A 709-nucleotide genomic window follows, 5' to 3' on the forward strand; every position below is an offset into this window, starting at 1 on the left:
CGGAGCGGCCCCGATGCGGTATCGCGCGCCGGGCAGTACTCGGCCTCGATGCCATCGAACTTGCTGATGTGTGCGCTGATGAACGACATGACAATCACGCAGCCTTGGAGTCGCTACGCGCCGGACGAGCTGCACCCGGATCGGCCGCGGGCACCTTGGCGCCGGAGTTGTCGCCCGCGATACCGGTAGCCCGCACAGTCCAGCCGAGAGTTTTGAACTCGCCCTGACCGGTCACCTTCGGCTGAAGGGTCACGTTCTCCAGCACGATCGAGCGCATACCGGGCAGCACCTCGGGAGTCGAGGGCACCGGAGCCACGTCGGCCAGGAAGATCACCTGAATGCTCGACTTCTTCGGGTTCGTCTCCGCCGGGTTGGTGGCGGTGGCCTTCCACTGCCGCAGACCGGTGACCGGGTCGACCTTCTGACGAGCCGGAGCGTTGCGGTTCTGGTTGTACTCGGTGTCGGGCTCGATCTCGCCGACCAGCACGAGGCCCTTCTCGAACGCTTCGTTGAACGCGACGGTGAAACGCAGATCCTTGAGCGCCATGACTGAATCTCCTTGCGTCTGGGGGTCTTTCAAATCTCGCCTCACTGGGTAGCGGCGATAGAGTCAGCGTATACGTAGTTGCGTATACGCACAAGGAGTTTGCGTATACGAAGGGCGAGAAAGATCAAACTCGCTGGTCAGCGCGCCGAAGTCGTCTTGTCC

1 protein-coding gene is annotated in these 709 nt (G+C 62.5%); it reads right to left on the reverse strand.

Annotated features, from left to right (window positions below; all coding sequences use genetic code 11):
• Positions 1 to 94: 94 nt before the first annotated feature.
• Entirely contained in the window at positions 95 to 547 is a 453-nt protein-coding gene (locus A5780_RS22630; protein ID WP_064909539.1) for a hypothetical protein, read from the reverse strand.
• Between the last annotated feature and the right edge of the window lie 162 nt (positions 548 to 709).

The organism is Nocardia sp. 852002-20019_SCH5090214 (genome assembly GCF_001665865.1).
GTDB lineage: Bacteria > Actinomycetota > Actinomycetes > Mycobacteriales > Mycobacteriaceae > Nocardia > Nocardia nova.